This is a genomic window from Cytobacillus solani (assembly GCF_001420595.1).
Classification (GTDB): domain Bacteria; phylum Bacillota; class Bacilli; order Bacillales; family Cytobacillaceae; genus Cytobacillus; species Cytobacillus solani.
On record NZ_LJIX01000006.1, the window covers coordinates 1,950,622 to 1,969,371 of the forward strand.

General features: G+C 38.7%; 16 protein-coding genes. All 16 read left to right on the plus strand.

Annotated features, from left to right (window positions below; all coding sequences use genetic code 11):
- The first annotated feature begins 117 nt into the window (after nucleotides 1-117).
- The 16 genes from AN957_RS11585 to AN957_RS11660 all read left to right on the plus strand — a co-directional run bounded on the left by AN957_RS11585 (nucleotide 118) and on the right by AN957_RS11660 (nucleotide 18,692).
- A complete protein-coding gene (locus AN957_RS11585; RefSeq protein WP_053475712.1) occupies nucleotides 118-1,353 on the plus strand; it encodes a M16 family metallopeptidase in 1,236 nt (411 codons plus the stop codon).
- A 108-nt stretch (nucleotides 1,354-1,461) separates the two neighbouring features.
- Complete coding sequence (locus AN957_RS11590) at nucleotides 1,462-1,707, plus strand: YlmC/YmxH family sporulation protein (RefSeq protein WP_053475713.1); 246 nt, start codon at nucleotides 1,462-1,464, stop codon at nucleotides 1,705-1,707.
- Nucleotides 1,708-1,899: 192 nt separating this feature from the next.
- Nucleotides 1,900-2,784: a dipicolinic acid synthetase subunit A gene (gene dpaA / locus AN957_RS11595; protein ID WP_053475714.1), complete on the plus strand. Its 885-nt coding sequence runs from the start codon at nucleotides 1,900-1,902 to the stop codon at nucleotides 2,782-2,784.
- 17 nt (nucleotides 2,785-2,801) lie between these two features.
- Entirely contained in the window at nucleotides 2,802-3,395 is a 594-nt protein-coding gene (gene dpaB / locus AN957_RS11600) for a dipicolinate synthase subunit B (protein ID WP_056687154.1), read from the plus strand.
- A gap of 147 nt (nucleotides 3,396-3,542) precedes the next feature.
- Nucleotides 3,543-4,592: an aspartate-semialdehyde dehydrogenase gene (asd, locus tag AN957_RS11605; protein ID WP_053475715.1), complete on the plus strand. Its 1,050-nt coding sequence runs from the start codon at nucleotides 3,543-3,545 to the stop codon at nucleotides 4,590-4,592.
- 314 nt (nucleotides 4,593-4,906) lie between these two features.
- Nucleotides 4,907-6,142, plus strand: coding sequence for an aspartate kinase (gene dapG / locus AN957_RS11610; RefSeq protein WP_053475716.1), 1,236 nt, complete (start codon nucleotides 4,907-4,909; stop codon nucleotides 6,140-6,142).
- Nucleotides 6,143-6,178: 36 nt separating this feature from the next.
- Complete coding sequence (dapA, locus tag AN957_RS11615; RefSeq protein WP_053475717.1) at nucleotides 6,179-7,054, plus strand: 4-hydroxy-tetrahydrodipicolinate synthase; 876 nt, start codon at nucleotides 6,179-6,181, stop codon at nucleotides 7,052-7,054.
- Nucleotides 7,055-7,216: 162 nt separating this feature from the next.
- A complete protein-coding gene (locus tag AN957_RS11620; protein ID WP_056687157.1) occupies nucleotides 7,217-8,851 on the plus strand; it encodes a ribonuclease J in 1,635 nt (544 codons plus the stop codon).
- 324 nt (nucleotides 8,852-9,175) lie between these two features.
- A complete protein-coding gene (locus AN957_RS11625) occupies nucleotides 9,176-9,925 on the plus strand; it encodes a ClpP family protease (RefSeq protein ID WP_053475718.1) in 750 nt (249 codons plus the stop codon).
- Entirely contained in the window at nucleotides 9,922-10,134 is a 213-nt protein-coding gene (locus tag AN957_RS11630; protein WP_053475719.1) for a YlzJ-like family protein, read from the plus strand. Before AN957_RS11625 ends, AN957_RS11630 begins: the two co-directional genes overlap by 4 nt.
- Before the next feature lie 146 nt (nucleotides 10,135-10,280).
- The gene (locus AN957_RS11635; protein WP_056684198.1) at nucleotides 10,281-12,623 is read left to right on the plus strand and encodes a DNA translocase FtsK; all 2,343 of its coding nucleotides are present in this window, start codon (nucleotides 10,281-10,283) and stop codon (nucleotides 12,621-12,623) included.
- Between the two features lie 361 nt (nucleotides 12,624-12,984).
- A complete protein-coding gene (locus AN957_RS11640) occupies nucleotides 12,985-13,710 on the plus strand; it encodes a GntR family transcriptional regulator (protein WP_053475721.1) in 726 nt (241 codons plus the stop codon).
- Between the two features lie 83 nt (nucleotides 13,711-13,793).
- The gene (locus tag AN957_RS11645) at nucleotides 13,794-14,903 is read left to right on the plus strand and encodes a BMP family lipoprotein (RefSeq protein ID WP_053475722.1); all 1,110 of its coding nucleotides are present in this window, start codon (nucleotides 13,794-13,796) and stop codon (nucleotides 14,901-14,903) included.
- Between the two features lie 254 nt (nucleotides 14,904-15,157).
- Nucleotides 15,158-16,693: an ABC transporter ATP-binding protein gene (locus tag AN957_RS11650; protein ID WP_053475723.1), complete on the plus strand. Its 1,536-nt coding sequence runs from the start codon at nucleotides 15,158-15,160 to the stop codon at nucleotides 16,691-16,693.
- On the plus strand, nucleotides 16,686-17,732 hold the full coding sequence (locus AN957_RS11655) for an ABC transporter permease (RefSeq protein ID WP_053475724.1): 1,047 nt from the start codon (nucleotides 16,686-16,688) through the stop codon (nucleotides 17,730-17,732). Before AN957_RS11650 ends, AN957_RS11655 begins: the two co-directional genes overlap by 8 nt.
- Nucleotides 17,733-18,692: an ABC transporter permease gene (locus AN957_RS11660; RefSeq protein WP_053475725.1), complete on the plus strand. Its 960-nt coding sequence runs from the start codon at nucleotides 17,733-17,735 to the stop codon at nucleotides 18,690-18,692.
- The last annotated feature ends 58 nt before the right edge of the window (nucleotides 18,693-18,750 follow it).

Consider the following 18,750-nt stretch of genomic DNA (forward strand, 5'->3'; position numbering starts at 1 on the left):
GGGCCGACTTACTCCTTTGCCTTAAGAAAAGTGGAAAAGACAAATATTTTGGAAATTTTTACGAAGATAGTATAAACTAGAGGGATGCAGCAGAGTACTGGAACAGGAGGAATTTTTTTGATAAAGAAGTATACTTGCAATAATGGAGTAAGAGTTGTATTAGAAAATATACCAACAGTTCGTTCCGTTGCCATAGGCGTTTGGATCGGAACGGGTTCGAGGGATGAAAATCCGGAGAATAATGGGATATCTCACTTTCTTGAACATATGTTCTTCAAAGGAACGAAAACACGGACTGCTAGAGAGATTGCTGAGTCCTTTGATAGTATCGGCGGACAAGTGAATGCTTTTACATCAAAAGAATATACATGCTACTATGCAAAAGTATTAGACACACATGCAAACTTTGCACTTGAAGTGTTAGCCGATATGTTTTTTAATTCTACTTTTGTTGAAGTAGAATTGGATAAAGAGAAGAAAGTTGTCTATGAGGAAATAAAAATGTATGAGGATACACCTGATGATATTGTTCATGATCTGCTTAGTAAAGCGATCTACGAAAATCATCCGTTAGGCTACCCGATTCTTGGAACAGAAGAAACATTAGCTACCTTTAATGGCGATACATTAAAGCAGTATGTACATAATATGTATACACCTGATAATGTTGTTATCTCTATTGCTGGAAATATTTCTGAATCGTTTATCCGTGAGGTTGAACAATTTTTTGGGTCATACGAAGGTGGAAAACGGGAAAAATCAGAACTTAAACCAATATTTCATTCAAACAAAATAGCAAGGAAAAAGGATACAGAACAGGCACACTTATGTATAGGTTTTGACGGCCTGCAGGTTGGTCATGATGATATGTATGATCTAATTATTTTAAATAATATACTTGGGGGCAGCATGAGCAGCCGATTATTCCAGGATGTCAGGGAACAAAAAGGACTTGCTTACTCTGTATTTTCCTACCATTCCGCATTCCAGGACAGCGGTATTGTAACTCTTTACGGGGGAACAGGGGCAGCACAGCTGGATGTTCTCTTTGAAACAATGCAAGAAACATTAAGTAAGCTGAAACAAGAAGGCATAACAGAAAAAGAATTAAACAATAGCAAAGAGCAATTAAAGGGCAGTCTGATGTTAAGTTTAGAGAGTACGAACAGCCGTATGAGCAGAAACGGAAAGAATGAACTTTTATTAGGCCGTCATCGTTCATTAGATGAAATCATTGAACAGATTGATGCAGTTTCGAAACAGGGCGTAGATAATATGGTAAATGAAATTTTTACTGATAACTATTCAATTGCCTTAATCAGTCCGGACGGAGAAATGCCGAAAGAATTGTAATAATTAAATAGAACAGCCTGTTGCTTGCAGCAGGCTGTTTTTCTATAGTCTATTTTTTAAAGCGAAACGATAAGTTTATAAGGAGGAAATGAAATGGAGGGCTGAGGTATGAGATTAAGTGAATTAAGTGGGAAAGAAATTGTAGATGTGAAGAAAGCAGAAAGATTAGGGGTACTTGGCCAAACGGATTTAGAAATTAACGAGAAAAATGGACAAATACAAGCATTGGTTATTCCCTCATTGAAATGGTTTGGACTAAAAAGACAGGGCGATGAAATAAGGGTGCCATGGAGTCATATAAAAAAAATCGGAAATGATATGATTATTCTCGATATATCAGAAGAAGAGGAATAACTGTTGAAAGTGAGGCAGACTGGAATAGCCAGTCTGTTTTTTTCGTACTTAACTAATCAAAACTTACACTAGGGAAATGAACACGTTTTTCTTTCGTGGAAAACTCACCGATTTTCATTTTGATACATAAGATGTTGAAGTAGTTCTAATATAAAATTCCTGTACGAATCTTTAGAAGAAGGTGAGGGTTTCATGCTGACAGGGATACAAATAGCAGTTATCGGCGGAGATGCAAGGCAACTTGAGATCATTCGCAAACTAACAGATCTTGATGCAAAGCTTTCTTTAATTGGCTTCGAACAATTGGATCATGCCTTTACGGGAGCGGTTAAGGAAAAAATAGATGAAGTGGAGTTTTCAAATAAAGATGTCATTATTTTGCCAGTACCTGGAACTGGCACTGATGGTCAAATTGAAACAATCTTTTCAAATGAAAAGGTGTATTTAAGAAAAGAAATGCTGAATGAAACACCTCCGCATTGTACCGTTTATTCAGGCATCAGCAACTCTTATTTAGACGGAATAACGAAGCAGGCGAATCGGCGCCTCGTTCAATTATTTGAACGGGATGATGTGGCTATTTATAACTCCATTCCGACCGTTGAAGGAACGATTATGATGGCAATCCAACATACTGACACTACAATTCACGGCTCTAACATTGCAGTATTAGGGTTAGGGAGAGTAGGGATGAGTGTTGCAAGGACATTCCAAGCACTTGGAGCTAAGGTAAAGGTTGGAGCAAGAAAAAGTGAGCATATTGCAAGAATTACAGAAATGGGTCTTACCCCATTTTATTTAAGTAATTTGGATGATGAGGTAAAGGATGTAGATATCTGTATAAATACAATCCCATATTTGATCGTCACGGCATCCGTCATTTCAAAGATGCCTGTTCATACATTAATTATTGATCTTGCCTCTAAACCAGGAGGAACAGACTTCAGATATGCAGAGAAACGAGGAGTAAAGGCATTGCTTGCACCTGGCCTTCCAGGGATTGTCGCTCCGAAAACAGCAGGGAAAATTTTAGCGAACGTCCTGTCACAATTAATAAAAGAGGATGTAAAAAAGTGAAGGGGGCATCGAATCAAATGAGTCTAAAGGGTAGGCGGATCGGTTTTGGACTGACAGGTTCACATTGTACGTATGATGCAGTATTTCCAGAAATCGAAAGGCTTGTAAACGAGGGGGCAGAGGTTCTGCCAGTTGTCACTTTTACAGTAAAAAATACAGAAACAAGATTTGGCAAGGGTGAGGATTGGATTCAGCGCATAGAGGATTTAACAGGAAATAAAGTAATTGATTCCATCGTTAAAGCAGAGCCGCTTGGACCGAAAATTCCATTAGATTGTATGGTCATTGCGCCATTAACAGGAAGTTCAATGAGCAAATTTGCTAATGCCATGACAGATAATCCAGTTTTGATGGCAGCTAAAGCAACATTAAGAAATCAAAAGCCAGTTGTGTTAGGGATATCAACAAATGATGCACTTGGACTGAATGGGGTCAATTTAATGAGATTGATGGCAACGAAAAATATTTATTTTATTCCGTATGGCCAAGACGATCCGGTAAAAAAACCAAACTCGATGGTAGCAAGGATGACACAACTTTCTGATACTGTTGAAATGGCTATTGAAGGAAAACAATTGCAGCCAGTCATTGTGGAGAGGTATAAAGACTAAAATAACCCCTGCATTTTTCTAGCAAAAAGTTTATTACTTTAAAGAATGGATATGTTAGAATGAATGATATTATAAGAAAATTCTTTCATATGTTTAATACGTCTTTTTGCTAGAAAAATAGTTTTAAATAGGAAGGGGATAAAAACAATGGAAAAGAAAAATGGATTTCATGTAGCAGTATTAGGAGCGACTGGTGCGGTAGGGCAGCAAATGTTAAAAACGCTAGAGCAGAAAAACTTCCCTATTTCTAAACTTACTTTGCTCTCTTCTCCGCGTTCAGCGGGTAAGAAGCTTACATTTAAAGGTGTGGAGCATACCATTCAGGAAGTAAATCCGGATAGTTTTTCTGGTGTAGATATTGCCTTGTTCAGTGCAGGGGGCGGCGTTTCAAAAGAGTATGCTGAACATGCTGTTAGGTACGGAGCGATAGTAATTGATAACACGAGTGCTTTTCGAATGGAAGAAAACGTTCCATTAGTCGTTCCTGAGGTAAACGAACAAGCTTTATATAACCATCAAGGAATTATCGCAAATCCAAACTGTTCAACCATTCAAATGGTTGTTGCCCTAGAGCCTATTAGGAAAAAATATGGACTCAATAAAGTTATTGTTTCAACCTATCAAGCTGTTTCTGGCTCTGGAGCTGCTGCTGTTGAAGAGCTTTTTAGCCAGACAAAGGCTATTGTTCATAACGAATCATATGAACCTGCTATACTTCCTGTAAAAGGTGATAAGAAGCATTATCAAATTGCGTTTAATGCGATTCCGCAAATTGATAAGTTTGTGGAAAATGGATTCACATTTGAAGAAATGAAAATGATTAATGAAACGAAGAAGATTATGAGTCTGCCTGATCTTCGTGTAGCTGCAACATGTGTGAGACTGCCTGTTGCAACAGGTCACTCGGAATCAGTTTATTTTGAAATAAAAGAAGAAGGTATAAGCGTACAAGAAGTCAAGGATTTACTGGCCACCGCACCTGGAGTTGTGTTGCAGGATGATCCAGAAAATCAAATCTATCCGATGCCGGCTGATTGTGTTGGCAAAAGTGATGTCTTTATTGGACGAATTCGCAAGGATCTAGATGAATCAAAAGGTTTCCATATGTGGGTTGTTTCTGATAATCTACTTAAAGGGGCTGCGTGGAATTCAGTCCAAATAGCAGAAAGTTTAATTAATCTAGGTATCGTGAAATAACTACATGAAATATAATTTTGGAGTTTGAGAATTGTCTAGCTCCAGCGCCTATCGCCTATCAAACTTCAGGTCCCCTTCATACGATAAGTCGACATCAATTCGCAATCGCTCATTGTGTCTCCTTTATCGAAAGAACCGGCCCTTCTGCGTTTGTACGGCGATGACCAAGGCGCTTCTGCTTTTCTTTTGAATAAGCCTAAGCTTCGTTATCTTTGTACAAAATAGCCTCTATCATATTCTAATCGTTGCACTTGCTAAGTTAGGCGTTTTTTTAGCTTTTAACTTTAAATGAAGAGATATCCAGAGGTGTAACAATGAAAATTATTGTGCAAAAATATGGAGGCACATCTGTCCGTGATAGCGATAGTCGAGAACATGCATTAAAACATATTAAAAAAGCAATATCAGATGGATATAAACTAGTTGTTGTTGTCTCAGCAATGGGACGAAAAGGGGACCCTTATGCAACGGATACATTGCTCTCTCTAATAGATACAAAAAAGATGATGATTAACAAAAGAGAAAATGATCTCCTATTGTCTTGTGGTGAGATTATATCGAGTGTTGTCTTTACGAATATGCTTTTAGAGCATGGCATTCAAGCGACAGCCTTAACAGGTGCTCAAGCAGGTTTTCGAACAAACAATGATCACACAAATGCTAAAATCATTGATATGAGATGTGAAAGACTACTTAGGGAATTAGAAGTGAATGACTGTATCGTTGTTGCAGGGTTTCAAGGAGCCTCGAAAAATGGGGATGTGACAACGATTGGCAGAGGTGGAAGTGATACTTCTGCAGCCGCATTAGGTGTTGCATTGAATGCGGAATGGATCGAGATTTTTACAGATGTAGATGGAATTATGACTGCCGACCCGCGAATAGCTGAAAATGCTCGTCCATTAACTGTTGTCACTTATACAGAAGTGTGTAATATGGCTTATCAGGGTGCTAAAGTTATTCACCCAAGAGCCGTAGAAATTGCTATGCAGGCAAAAATTCCTATACGCATCCGTTCCAATTATTCTGATGGTCTTGGAACATTAGTGACTGCAATAAACAAAGAAGGCCGGGGCACTGATATAAGGGAACGATTAGTTACTGGAATCGCTCATCTTTCCCATGTCACACAAATTAAAGTTATTGCGAAAAAGGACCAGTACAATTTACAAGCTGAAGTGTTTCAGGCAATGGCAAATGAAGAAATCAGTGTTGACTTCATCAATATATATCCGAATGGTGTCAACTATACAGTAACTGAAGAAATGTCTGAAAAAGCAATTAGCATATTAAAGAACTTAGGACATAATCCCATGGTGGAATTCGATTGTGCAAAGGTTTCTGTAGTTGGAGCAGGAATGCAAGGTGTCCCAGGGGTTGCAGCTAAAATTGTAACAGCTCTATCTGAACAAGGCATTCGTATATTACAATCTGCTGATAGTCATACAACAATATGGGTCCTTGTCAAACAGCAAGATTTAGGAAAAGCAGTCAATGCCCTGCATGATGCCTTCCAATTAGAGAAAGAAATTGTTTTGCATAATAAATAGGAATAGATCTTTTAAGTTTTAAAAGGGAGTGTAGCAATGATTCAATTTGGCCGAGTTTCAACAGCAATGGTTACACCTTTCGATCGGAAAGGTCATATCGATTTTTCGAAAACAACGCAGCTTATTAATCATCTCATTGAAAATGGAACAGAATCCCTTGTTGTTGCAGGTACAACTGGGGAGTCACCAACTTTATCAAAGGAAGAAAAACTTGCATTATTTCAGCATGTGGTAAAAGTGGTTGACAAAAGGATCCCTGTTGTTGCAGGTACTGGGAGCAATAATACGTATGCCTCCATCGAGTTAACAAAAAAGGCTGAGCAAATAGGGGTAGATGGGATTATGGCAGTAGCCCCTTATTATAATAAACCCAATCAGGAAGGACTTTATCAACACTTTAAAACCATTGCTGAAAATACGAAACTGCCAGTCATGGTTTATAACATTCCTGGACGTTCCGCAGTAAATATACTTCCAGAAACCGTCATCAGACTTTCTAAAATTCAAAACATCGTTGCTGTTAAGGAAGCTAGCGGAGATTTGAATGCAATGGCTAAAATTATTGCTGGTACAGATGAAGACTTTCTTCTATATAGCGGCGATGATGGATTAACAATCCCGGTGTTAGCAATTGGCGGTGATGGCATCGTTTCTGTTGCATCACATGTAATTGGGAATGAAATGCAGGAGATGATCCAGGCATTTTTAAATGGAGATAATAAAAAGGCCGCTTCCATTCATCGAGAACTGCTGCCAATAATGGAAGGTTTATTTGCAGCTCCGAGCCCGACTCCAGTAAAAACGGCGCTGCAGCTTAAGGGGCTTAATGTTGGCTCTGTTCGGCTGCCACTTGTTCCATTATCAGAGCAAGAAAGAACGGCATTAGTGGCATTATTTAAGACAAAAGAATAGTGAATCAGGAAAAACCAATCAGTGATCCATTCTGATTGGTTTTTTAAATATTTTATTTATTTCCTCATTCAAGTATAATATTGGTAACTGATCTATGGTCGGACAACATATTGTAGGAGGAAGTTTACATTGAACAATCAACGAAAAACAAGCATCAAGTTAATGGCATTAGGAGGAGTAGGGGAATTCGGTAAAAATATGTACCTTGTGGAAGTAGATGGGGACATATTTGTACTGGATGCAGGACTAATGATTCCAGAAAATGAAATGCTCGGAATTGATATTGTTATTCCTGACATCACTTACCTGATACAAAATAAGGAGAGAGTACAGGGAATATTTTTGACACATGGACACGAAGATCATATCGGTGCTCTTTCTTATATATTAACAGAAATTGATGTTCCTGTGTATGGGACAAGACTTACACTTGAACTGGCAAAAGCAAAAGTGAAGGAACAAGAATTTAAAGGAAGTCCGAAATTTATCGAGGTTAATACAGATACAAAAGTTGAATGCAGCTCAGCAAAAGTATCTTTTTTTCATACTACCCATAGCATTCCTGACAGTGTGGGCATTTGTGTCCACACGCTGGAAGGAAGTATTGTCTATACGGGGGATTTTAAATTTGATCAAGCAGCATCAAACGGATACAAAACAAATATTGGCAAAATGGCGCAAATTGGTGATGAAGGTGTTCTTTGTCTCTTATCTGACAGTACGGAGGCAGAAAAACCTGGGTATACTTTATCAGAATCAAAAGTAGTAAAACAGGTAACAGATGTATTTCAACGGGCACAGGGAAGAATTATTGCTGCTTCATTTGCTTCAGATATTATAAGAATTCAGCATGTTTTTGATGCAGCTTTTGAAAGTCGAAGAAAAGTAGCAATCGTGGGCAGATTTACGCAAACGGCAGTTGATATAGCTCTCCAGAATGGATATTTACTCGTTGCTGAAGACACGATGATCCCAATCACAGAAATATCAGCATATGCTGATGATGAGCTTGTAATTTTAACGACAGGCACTGAAGGTGAAACGATAGAAGTTCTTCAGAAAATGGCTAAACAGACCCATAAGCAAGTAAATGTAAAAAAAGGAGATACCGTTCTTCTTGCAGGTTCGCCAATAAGGGGAAGCGAGGTATTCATTGCTAGAACCATTGATAAGCTATATCGTGCAGGTGCCAGCGTGATTTCTGGAAAAGGAACCTTCAATACGTTAAGTCATGGAAGCCAAGAAGAATTAAAGTTTATGATCAACTTGATGAAACCGAAGTTTTTTATTCCAGTTCATGGTGAGTACCGGATGTTAAAGGCACATGCAAAGTTAGCCTTGGAATGTGGCTTAACAAATGATCAGATTTTTATACCTGAAAAAGGCGAAGTGGCAGAGCTGGCAGATGAAAAAATACGTCCTGCAGGCCGTATTCCAGCCGGGAATGTGCTCATTGATGGGAGTGGGGTAGGAGATGTTGGAAATATTGTCCTAAGAGATCGTAAACTCCTTTCACAAGATGGAATTTTATTAGTGGTTGTCACCTTAAATAAAAAAGAGAAAAAAATATCAGCAGGACCGGAAATCATTTCTAGAGGTTTTGTTTATGTAAGGGAGTCGGAAGAGCTACTTGTGGAAGCAACAAAAAGAGTGCGCGATATTGTAGAAAGAAGCATCTCGAAAGATTCTTTCGATTGGACAGGCATCAAACAAGATATGAGAGATGAACTGAACCAATATTTATTTGAGAAAACAAAACGACGACCAATGATACTACCGATTATTATGGAGGTATAGTCTAAACAAAATGGCACAGCTCTTTGCTGTGCTATCTATGTCCGTTCAGCTTCAACGCCTACACATTTCAGTTAAGCCCCTCAGAAAGGTAAAGGACAACTTTCTGAGGGGCATGTTTGTCCTTGTCAGTGGTGAGCACACAAAGGAAAGTTCCTTAGAGTAAGCTTTGCAGGACCAAGCAGTTAAGCAGTTCTTTAATGTCCTGAAGGTGCTTCTGCATTTGCTCTTTAATTGATTTCCCGCATTAAATCCCCTCTATCGACCATACTAAACCTATATAGCTTGAAATTTCCAGACTTATAAGGATTGAAGGGAGAAAAAATGATGGGAAATGATAAAAAACAAAATGATTCTTTAAATGAACAGCAGGATCAAACAAAGGAAGAACAGCCGCCAAGTATCATTGATAAAATACAGCAGTTAGGCCAAACTAATGTCCCGCAGCTTTCGCAAGATTCAAAAATCCATTGTTTAACAATTGTTGGACAAATTGAGGGTCACCTCCAACTGCCGCCGCAAAATAAAACGACCAAATACGAGCACCTTATTCCACAAATTGTTGCTATTGAACAAAATCCAAAAATTGAAGGATTGCTTGTCATATTGAATACTGTAGGCGGAGATGTAGAAGCTGGCTTGGCTATTTCAGAAATGCTCTCTTCTTTATCAAAACCAACTGTCTCGATTGTACTTGGAGGAGGACATTCGATTGGCGTGCCTATTGCTGTTTCATGCAATTATTCATTTATTGCTGAAACAGCAACAATGACGATCCATCCAATCCGGTTAACAGGTCTAGTAATCGGCGTCCCGCAAACATTTGAATATTTAGATAAAATGCAAGATCGGGTGATTAATTTTGTTACGAAACATTCAAATATCACTGAGGAATGTTTTAAAGATTTAATGTTTGCAAAAGGCAACCTAACAAGGGACATTGGGACAAATGTAGTTGGTACGGATGCGGTTAAATATGGGCTAATTGATAATGTGGGGGGCATTGGTCCTGCGATAAAAAAATTAGAAGAATTGATAGAAAATAATAAACAAGGGAATGAAGGGATTGTCCAATGATACTTTATACCTCAATGCCCCATGAGCTTGTTTTTCCAACGGAGGCAGCTGAATATAATAAACAAATGATGGTTACGCATAATGGAATCCCATTGCTTGTTGAAATGGAAGGAGGCAAGGAATGTACGGTGATCCGGGTTATGAGCAGTGATCCTACACATTTCATGGATGAAAAATATACACCCGGAACAAAAATAACATTAGCTTAACAGTGTATTGATGCAATATGATATAATTAAGAGAAACTTCAGAGCAGCCATCAAGTGGCTGCTTTCTTCATTCAATCAGAAAAATGGATGTCAAATGCTATTTTTGTTTAAAATGAGAATAAGATGAAATTGAATAAGGTGATTAAATGGCCAAGAAAAAGCGAAGAAAAACAAGGAAAAAAGAAAATTTAAAGAAAACAATCCAATATGAGTTGCTTGCTTTAGGACTAATTGCATTATCCGCCATAGCGATGGCAAAACTCGGAGCGGTGGGAAAAGCAACAGTCATGTTTTTTCGTTTCTTCATGGGTGAATGGTATATTTTAAGTCTATTATGTTTAATCGTTTTTGCGGGCTACCTCATGTGGAAAAGAACCATCCCATATTTATTACATACGAGATTAATCGGCATCTACTTAATCCTATGCTCTCTCCTATTGTTGAGTCATGTTAGTCTTTTTCAACTGTTATCAAATGATGGGAAATTTCAGGACCCAAGTGTCATTGCGAATACATGGGAATTGTTTTGGATGGAAGTAAATGGAGAAACAAGTACAACAGATTTAGGTGGAGGCATGGTTGGAGCAACCCTTTTTGCTCTCTTTTATTTTCTGTTTGATGAAGCAGGCACAAAAATAATTTCCTTTGTTTTTATTATTATAGGTTTCATTCTCTTAACCGGAAAAACTCTTGGGGATGTTTTAGGCAAAATGGGAACAGCCATATGGCATTTCTGGAAAAGACAATTGGACGCTTTTATCAGCGATTTGAAAGAATTTAAGGGATCGCAAAAAGAAAAAAAATTAGTTAAACAGGCCCAAGCACAAGAGAAAAGAGAAGAGGCGGAGAAAAAGGCATCAGAGCCTTTAATTACGATTAATAGCGGAAAAGAATCCTTCGAAGAGCCTAATCCTGAACCTATCATCTCTAGTTTTACACAGAAGGCTACGTATGCGAATGAGAAAGCAGAAGATTCTGTGCAAAAAAAGGAGAAGCAGCAATCAGCTCCAGAATCAGAAGTAGATTCCTCGCCTCAGATTAAATTTACAGAAGTTGAAAATAAAGATTATGAATTGCCGCCAATGAGATTATTAAAGCTCCCTCGGCAGACCGATCAAAGTGGGGAATATGAATTAATCCATGCAAATGCAGCCAAGCTGGAAAGGACTTTCCAAAGCTTTGGTGTAAAGGCACGGGTTACCCAGGTGCATTTAGGACCAGCTGTAACGAAATATGAAGTGCACCCAGATGTAGGGGTGAAGGTGAGCAAAATTGTCAGCTTAAATGATGATTTAGCACTTGCGCTGGCCGCTAAGGATATTCGGATAGAGGCGCCGATCCCTGGTAAATCAGCCATTGGAATTGAAGTTCCTAATTCTGAAGTTGCCATGGTGTCGTTAAGAGAAGTGATTGAATCAAAGCAAAATGATCAGCCGAATTCAAAACTATTAATTGGACTTGGCCGTGATATAACAGGTGAGTCTGTATTAGCAGAACTAAATAAAATGCCACATTTACTTGTGGCAGGTGCAACTGGAAGCGGAAAAAGTGTCTGTATTAATGGCATTATTACGAGTATCTTAATGAGAGCAAAACCGCACGAAGTCAAAATGATGATGATTGACCCGAAAATGGTAGAATTAAATGTTTATAATGGGGTTCCTCATTTACTGGCACCAGTTGTAACTGATGCCAAGAAAGCTTCTCAAGCACTTAAAAAGGTTGTCAGCGAGATGGAGAGACGTTATGAATTATTCTCCCATTCAGGTACAAGAAATATTGAAGGGTACAATGATTATGTGAAGAGATATAATGCAGAAGAGGAAGGCCAGCAGCCCCTCTTGCCATACATTGTCGTAATTGTGGATGAGCTTGCAGATTTAATGATGGTTGCCTCTTCTGATGTTGAAGATGCTATCACAAGGCTTGCACAAATGGCTAGAGCTGCGGGAATCCATCTAATCATAGCAACACAGCGTCCTTCAGTTGATGTCATCACAGGAGTCATTAAAGCCAATATTCCTTCCCGAATTGCATTTGCCGTTTCATCTGCAACTGATTCACGTACTATTCTAGACATGGGTGGTGCCGAAAAATTGCTGGGAAGAGGAGATATGCTCTTCCTGCCAGTCGGTGCATCCAAGCCTGTTCGGGTTCAAGGGGCATTTTTGTCAGATGAAGAGGTTGAGGAAGTTGTCAGCTTTGTCATTGATCAGCAAAAGGCGCAATATCAGGAAGAAATGATTCCAGATGATATACCAGAAACAACAACGGAAGTCGACGATGATCTGTATGATGAGGCAGTGGAACTTATACTTGAAATGCAAACAGCCTCTGTTTCCATGCTGCAGCGACGATTCCGAATTGGCTATTCAAGGGCAGCAAGACTGATTGATGAAATGGAAGCAAGAGGGATCGTTGGTCCATATGAAGGCAGTAAGCCAAGGGCAGTTCTGCTTGGTAAGCCTTCTGATGAAGCGAGTTCATAAATAAAAAAAAGGTCCATCAGTAGATGGATCTATTTTTATGCTATACTAATCAACATGATTAAAAATGGGATAATTTTAATGAGAATAGCTTGAAAAAATAGAGGGGAAATATTCATTTAATAAATATATTAGACCTAGTGAAAAAGAAGTTGTAATCCCGATGACACCGTTTTCAAGACAATATTCATTTTTCGTTCTAATAACTGAAAATGGGAGTGATAATTTAATCACCTTTTTAAGTCATTTTTGAAAATACTATTTCATTATTGGGTAAAAAGTGTTATAGTATTTTCGATTAGTAGGAATGATTGAACATCAGAGGTCTGATGTCCTTTACGAAAATTGGTTGGAGGAACACTGAATGTCTATTAAGTCAGATAACCGGCATTTATATTTACAAGTGATTGACCATTTGAAGCAAGATATTGAAAACGGGATTTATAAGGAAAGAGAAAAACTTCCTTCTGAATTCGATCTTGCTAAGCAGCTTGGGGTAAGCCGAGCAACACTCCGGGAAGCACTTCGAATTCTCGAAGAAGAAAACGTTATCATTCGACGTCATGGAGTTGGTACATTTGTAAATGCAAAGCCTTTGTTTACTTCAGGAATTGAACAGCTAAGCAGCGTTACTGACATGATATTGCAAGCAGGGATGAAGCCTGGGACCATTTTCTTAAGTTCATCAACAATAGGACCGACAGAAGAGGATATCCGCCGTTTCTCATGTACGATGGATGAAGAAATTGTGGTGATTGAAAGGGTTAGAACCGCTAATGGTGAACCAGTAGTGTATTGTATTGATAAAGTTCCTGATAAAATACTAACTGGTACTTTTTCTCACGAGCAAGAATCCATTTTCAATATGCTTGAAAATGGAACAAGCCGGAGGATTACATATGCGGTTGCTTCAATAGAACCGATCGGCTACCACGAAAAAGTTTCGCCAATCCTCGAATGTGATCCTGAAACTGCATTGCTTGTACTGAAGCAAATGCATTTCGATGAAATGGACGAGCCTATTCTCTATTCAGTCAATTATTTTAGAGCCGATAAGTTTAGCTTCCAAGTCCTTAGAAAAAGAATTTAAAAGAAAAGGCTAAAAAGGATTTAAACAATCGTGACTTTAATAATTTCTACTATCGGGTAAAAAAATAATAGGGGGTACATACCTTGAAAAAACGCAAATTTGGTCTAGTTTTGTCACTTGCACTAGCAGCCGGAACGATTTTAGGTGCTTGTGGAAATGGTGACAAAAAGGATGAAGGTACAGCTAAGGACGGCGGAGATAAAGAAAGCAAGTTCTCAGTTGCAATGGTAACAGATGTTGGCGGTGTGGATGACAAATCATTCAACCAATCTGCTTGGGAAGGTCTTAAAGCTTTCGGTTCTGAAAATGGACTTGAGCAAGGAAAAGGCGGATATGACTACCTTCAGTCTAAATCAGATGCAGACTATGCGACAAACTTAAATAAGCTTGCTCGTGAAGATTTCTCTCTAATTTTCGGAATTGGTTTTAAATTAAAAGCTGACGTTGATACAATTGCAAAGCAACAAAAAGATGTTCACTTCGGAATTATTGATGATGTGGTTGAACAGCCAAACGTTGTAAGCGTATTATTTAAAGAACAAGAGGCTGCATTCCTTGCTGGAGTTGCTGCTGCAAAAACAACGAAAACAAATCATATCGGCTTTATCGGCGGTATGGAAAGCCCAGTTATTGAGCGTTTCGAAGCTGGGTTCCTAGCTGGTATCCAAGCTGTAAACCCTGATATCAAAGTAGACGTTCATTATACTGGCGCTTTTGATAAAGCGGATTTAGGTAAGGCAACTGCTGCACAAATGTATTCTTCTGGTGCTGATGTAATTTTCCACGCTGCTGGTGGTACTGGTAACGGATTATTTACTGAAGCAAAAGACCTTAAGAAAAAAGACCCAACAAGAGAAGTTTGGGCAATCGGTGTTGACTCTGACCAATCAGGCGAAGGTGTAGTTGAAATCGACGGAAAAGAACATAATGTAATCATTACATCTGCAATGAAGGGTGTTTCCCATGCAGTTCAAGATATTTCTAAAAAGGCTATGGATGGAAAGTTCCCTGGCGGAGAAACAATTGTTTATGGTTTAGCTGAAGATGGTGTTAGCTTAGCTCCTATTAATGAAGAAGTAACAACAAAAGCAGACATCGAAACTGCTGTAAAAGAATGGACAGATAAAATCAAGAATGGTGACATTACTGTTCCTGGTACATTAGATGAGCTAGCAAATTTCAAAGCAGAATAATAATTGAAATAAAAATGGAATAAGCGGGTTGCAGAACTGACCCCTTATTCCTTTTTTAAGCAATTATTCAGACAGTTTCTATTTTGGTAATTTAATTGAAGTGTTGAAGCTATTCAACTTTTCACTTAGGTTAATCAACTATAGACTAGTATTGATTTAATAATATAGAATTTATTTCTATAGTTTATTTTTTCAGTTTTAAAAGTCTGACCTCTTACTACTAAAAATTTCCTTATTTTTAAAGGAGTGAAAAAATGGATTACGTAATTGAAATGCTAGGTATTCGCAAGGAATTTCCTGGGATCGTAGCAAATGATAACATTACACTTCAGGTGAAAAAGGGTGAAATCCATGCTTTGCTTGGTGAAAACGGAGCAGGAAAATCTACGCTTATGAACGTCCTTTTTGGACTTTATCAGCCTGAACAAGGAGAAATAAAAGTAAAAGGCAAGTCTGTAAAAATTACCAATCCTAATATTGCAAATGATTTGGGAATTGGAATGGTGCATCAACACTTTATGCTTGTTGACCCCTTTACCGTTACAGAAAATATTATCCTTGGAAGCGAAATTACAAAAGGCGGAAAAATTGATATTAAAACCGCAGAAAAAAAAGTTAGTGAAATTTCAGAGAAATACGGTTTAGCAGTCGATCCGCGTGCGAAAATCCAGGATATATCTGTTGGGATGCAACAGCGTGTTGAAATTTTGAAAACGCTATACCGTGGTGCAGAGATCTTAATTTTTGATGAACCAACAGCTGTTCTCACTCCTCAAGAAATTCATGAACTGATTCAAATTATGAAAACCCTGATTAAAGAAGGAAAATCGATCATATTAATCACACACAAGTTGAAAGAAATAATGGAAGTCTGTGATCGTGTAACGGTTATTCGAAAAGGCGTAGGTATCGGGACGGTTAATGTTAGTGAAACGAATCCTAATGATTTAGCTAGCTTAATGGTTGGCCGTGAAGTTACATTTAAAACAGAAAAAATAGAAGCAAGTCCGAAACAGGAAGTGCTTCAAATAAAAGATTTAAGAGTAAAGGACGCCCGCGGGCTGCCAGCAATTAATGGCTTAGATCTCACAATCAGATCAGGAGAGATTGTTGGGATTGCAGGGGTAGATGGCAACGGTCAAACCGAATTGCTTGAAGCAATCACAGGCCTAAGAAAGTCTGAAAGCGGTTCAATCTTGTTAAATGGGAAGGAAATTCGCAATTTTTCACCAAGAAAGGTTACTGAATCTGGGGTAGGGCATATTCCACAGGACCGTCATAAACATGGACTTGTTCTTGATTTTCCAATTGGGGAAAATATGGTCCTTCAGACGTATTACCAAAAACCATATTCAAAAGGTGGAATCCTGAATTATAAAGAAATTTACAAAAAAGCAAAAGGCTTAATTGATGAGTTTGATGTCCGTACTCCAAGTGAATTTACACCTGCACGGGCATTATCAGGTGGTAATCAGCAAAAGGCTATTATCGGACGTGAAGTCGATCGAAATCCAGACCTGCTTATTGCGGCACAGCCTACACGCGGTCTTGATGTCGGGGCGATAGAATTTATTCATAAGCGACTAATCGAACAGCGTGATAATGGAAAAGCGGTTCTATTACTATCATTTGAACTTGATGAAGTAATGAATGTAAGTGATCGCATTGCTGTAATCTATGAAGGACAAATCGTTGCGATTGTTGATCCGAAAGAAACGACAGAACAAGAATTAGGGTTATTAATGGCCGGTTCTAAACGGAAGGAAGCAGGTGAAAAAGCAGATGTCTAGTCGCATGAAAAATATTATCGTGCCGATTCTTGCCGTACTATTAGGGATAATTGTCGGTACGATTATCATGTTAATAACAGGATATGATGCTGGTGCAGCATTTATTGCTCTTTGGGATGGAGCATTTGGTGATATATATTATACTGGAGAAACAATTCGGCAGGTTACCCCATATATTCTTGCAGGACTTGCAGTTGGATTTGCCTTTAAAACAGGTCTTTTCAATATTGGAGTAGAGGGCCAATTAATTGTTGGGTGGCTGGCTGCAGTATGGGTTGGAGTGGCGTTTGAACTACCTAAAGTCATCCACCTTCCATTAGCTGTGTTAGCAGCTGCCGCAGCCGGAGCACTATGGGCATTTATACCTGGCCTTTTAAAAGCGAAGTTTCGTGTTCATGAAGTAATTGTAACGATTATGATGAACTATATTGCATTACATGTAGCAAACTATATTATCCGTACTGTACTTTCAGAAAAGAGTGACCGGACAGCGGATGTTTTCCCGTCAGCTTCTCTACGCTCCCCGTTTCTTGAAGGTCTAACAGACTATTCTCGACTGCATTGGGGAATTATTGTTGCACTTATATGTGTATTTATTATGTGGTTTATTTTAGAAAAAACTTCCAGAGGCTATGAGTTGAAAGCAGTTGGTTTTAATCAGCATGCATCGGAATATGCGGGTATGAGTGTAAAATCAAACATTATTTTATCAATGGTTATTTCTGGAGCATTTGCTGGTCTTGCTGGTGCGATGGAAGGTCTAGGTACATTTGGCTACGCATCTATAAGAGGCGGCTTTACAGGTGTCGGCTTTGATGGAATCGCCGTTGCATTACTTGGTGGAAATACACCAATTGGCATCATTTTAGCTGCGATTTTGTTCGGTTCTTTAAAAGTAGGAGCGCTGAACATGCCGCTTGAAGCAGGTGTACCAAATGAACTTGTTGATATTATTATTGCATTAATCGTTTTCTTTGTAGCTGCAAGTTATATGATCCGAATCTTTATTGATCGTATCGGCAAAAAGGGGGCGAAGTAAGTGAGCTTAATGGATATACTATCAATTGTTATCCCTTCAACTATGCTATGGGCTGCTCCGCTTATTTTTACCGCACTTGGCGGTACCTTTTCAGAGCGTTCAGGTGTTGTTAACATCGGTCTCGAAGGTTTAATGGTTATTGGCGCATTCACCGCAATTGTCTTTAACTTAACATTTGCTGATGTGTTTGGGGATATGACTCCTTGGGTGTCCCTAGTGGCAGCAATGGTTGTAGGCGGACTTTTCTCTGTTATTCATGCGGTTGCCTCTATTACATTTAGAGCAGACCAAACGGTTTCTGGGGTAGCTATTAACTTATTAGCAGTAGGTGTATCATTGTTTCTTGTGAAATTTATGTACGATAAAGGTCAAACAGATATCATTCAAAAAGGCTTCAGTAAAGTGGATATTCCAATCCTGAGTGATATACCGATTTTAGGAAAGATATTTTTCTCTAACACATACTATACATCTTACGTGGCAATAATAATTGCATTTATTGCATGGTATGTTATTTTCAAAACACCATTTGGTTTAAGACTTCGTTCTGTCGGTGAACATCCGATGGCTGCTGATACTATGGGGATCAATGTAACAAAAATTCGTTATATTGCTGTTATTCTATCTGGAGCACTTGGAGGAATTGGCGGTGGAATTTATGCACAATCGATTACATCTGATTTCAGCCATGCAACGATTAGTGGACAAGGGTTCATGGCACTAGCAGCAATGATCTTTGGTAAATGGCATCCGCTTGGTGCAATGGGCGCAGCGTTATTCTTTGGTTTTGCCCAAAGCTTAAGTATTATTGGTTCAAGCTTGCCGTTCCTTGAAAACATTCCAAATGTGTATTTATTAATTGCTCCATATGTACTGACGATCCTTGCGTTAACAGGCTTTATCGGCCGTGCTGACGCACCGAAAGCATCTGGGGTACCTTATATTAAGGGAAATCGATAAAGTAGTTGAAAGACCTTACTCTTAGATGAAGAGTGGGGTCTTTTTCTTTGGGTTATAT

Excerpts from the sequence above, each read along its gene's own strand:
- AN957_RS11590 (WP_053475713.1), top strand. The coding sequence starts at position 1,462 with ATGAGATTAAGTGAATTAAGTGGGAAAGAAATTGTAGATGTGAAGAAA.
- dpaA (WP_053475714.1), top strand. The coding sequence starts at position 1,900 with ATGCTGACAGGGATACAAATAGCAGTTATCGGCGGAGATGCAAGGCAA.
- dpaB (WP_056687154.1), top strand. The coding sequence starts at position 2,802 with ATGAGTCTAAAGGGTAGGCGGATCGGTTTTGGACTGACAGGTTCACAT.
- asd (WP_053475715.1), top strand. The coding sequence starts at position 3,543 with ATGGAAAAGAAAAATGGATTTCATGTAGCAGTATTAGGAGCGACTGGT.
- dapG (WP_053475716.1), top strand. The coding sequence starts at position 4,907 with ATGAAAATTATTGTGCAAAAATATGGAGGCACATCTGTCCGTGATAGC.
- dapA (WP_053475717.1), top strand. The coding sequence starts at position 6,179 with ATGATTCAATTTGGCCGAGTTTCAACAGCAATGGTTACACCTTTCGAT.
- AN957_RS11620 (WP_056687157.1), top strand. The coding sequence starts at position 7,217 with ATGGCATTAGGAGGAGTAGGGGAATTCGGTAAAAATATGTACCTTGTG.
- AN957_RS11625 (WP_053475718.1), top strand. The coding sequence starts at position 9,176 with ATGGGAAATGATAAAAAACAAAATGATTCTTTAAATGAACAGCAGGAT.
- AN957_RS11630 (WP_053475719.1), top strand. The coding sequence starts at position 9,922 with ATGATACTTTATACCTCAATGCCCCATGAGCTTGTTTTTCCAACGGAG.
- AN957_RS11635 (WP_056684198.1), top strand. The coding sequence starts at position 10,281 with ATGGCCAAGAAAAAGCGAAGAAAAACAAGGAAAAAAGAAAATTTAAAG.
- AN957_RS11640 (WP_053475721.1), top strand. The coding sequence starts at position 12,985 with ATGTCTATTAAGTCAGATAACCGGCATTTATATTTACAAGTGATTGAC.
- AN957_RS11650 (WP_053475723.1), top strand. The coding sequence starts at position 15,158 with ATGGATTACGTAATTGAAATGCTAGGTATTCGCAAGGAATTTCCTGGG.
- AN957_RS11655 (WP_053475724.1), top strand. The coding sequence starts at position 16,686 with ATGTCTAGTCGCATGAAAAATATTATCGTGCCGATTCTTGCCGTACTA.